Annotated in this window: 1 protein-coding gene; it reads left to right on the plus strand. The window is 46.2% G+C overall.

The window, feature by feature from the left end:
• Window positions 1-898, plus strand: an 898-nt coding sequence (locus AB1S50_RS19470) for a hypothetical protein (RefSeq protein WP_367152936.1), incomplete at its 5' end; no start/stop codon positions are given.
• Window positions 899-1,190 lie beyond the last annotated feature (292 nt).

A 1,190-nucleotide genomic window follows, 5' to 3' on the forward strand; every position in this document is an offset into this window, starting at 1 on the left:
AGGCGCGGTGATTGGAGGAGTGGTTTCCGCTGCGGTGGAAGGAATCAGGGCGGCCGCTACGGGAGACGAATTTGATTTCAAGCAAGTATTTATCGGAGCGGCTCTCGGCTTTATCAGTGGAGGATTTGGTGCTGCAGCTATTGGTGCTAAAACAGGGGTTCAGGTAGGCATAGCGGTGGCGGATGCTGTGGTTTCTGGTGCTGCCGATTTTGGATTAACTACGCTTGCAGACCTCAACAACCCAGATGGTCCGGACTATGGAGCCGCTGGTGTGGGCGCCGGAGTAGGTGCCGCGATTGGCCTAGTGACCTTTGGTTTAGGAAAGGGAATTGGTACCGTGGTCAGTAAAGTAAGTAGAAAGCTTGTGCGGCAAAATAATCGAATAGGCTTTTTGCTTTCTCCTACGGGTGGAAAATCTAAATTACCCTTATCCAGCACTCAAACCCAAGCTTTAGCCGGGCAAAGTACTCTGAAGACTGGACAATCGTTTTTCGCTGGAGTATATACTACCGTGAGAAATTCGTTTTTTAGTGACCACAAGGTCGATGTTCCAACGGAAATTCCCGAGCGAAAAATAATCCATGATGCATTTGCTGGCGTTCCTCAGGAAGAAATGTCGCCATTTGCTAGACGACTTGCCTTTGTCAACGATAATTTGGCTAGGAATGATGATCGTAATATAACAATTGACAAAGCTGACCGCTATGCGAAGACCGCTTTATTAGTAAACAGTGGAGAATTGTCAAATTCCTACGCACATATGGAGGCCGCTGGTCAGTGGATAGCCTCAACGAAAGTGCCTGGTTCAGTTAGGTTTGTGGGGGCATCAATGAACTTCGCAGCTACATTTTTTGCCGGTGTTGAGGATGCTAACAAACGTCGCTTAGGAAAATTTTAGGCTTATAAGACAAGCAGAGTATTCTGTATTTTTTTTGCTTAAAATTTGAGTCAAAATCAAATAATATGTGGGGTACCCTTGTAGGGTACCCCAAAAGCAAACACCTTTAGCCTAGCAAATTTGCTTAATATCCAATAGAAGGGCCATCACTAGTGGGCTATGCGGAAAATAAGGTTACGTGATTTGATTTCATGTATACTTGCCCCATGGATACTCCGGACGTTTTTACAATTACCGCTCATGATGCAGCAATCCTGGAAAGCTGGATTCGCAGCACCTCGCTTCAGCAGGG

It is taken from the genome of Microbulbifer discodermiae, assembly GCF_040742695.1.
GTDB lineage: Bacteria > Pseudomonadota > Gammaproteobacteria > Pseudomonadales > Cellvibrionaceae > Microbulbifer.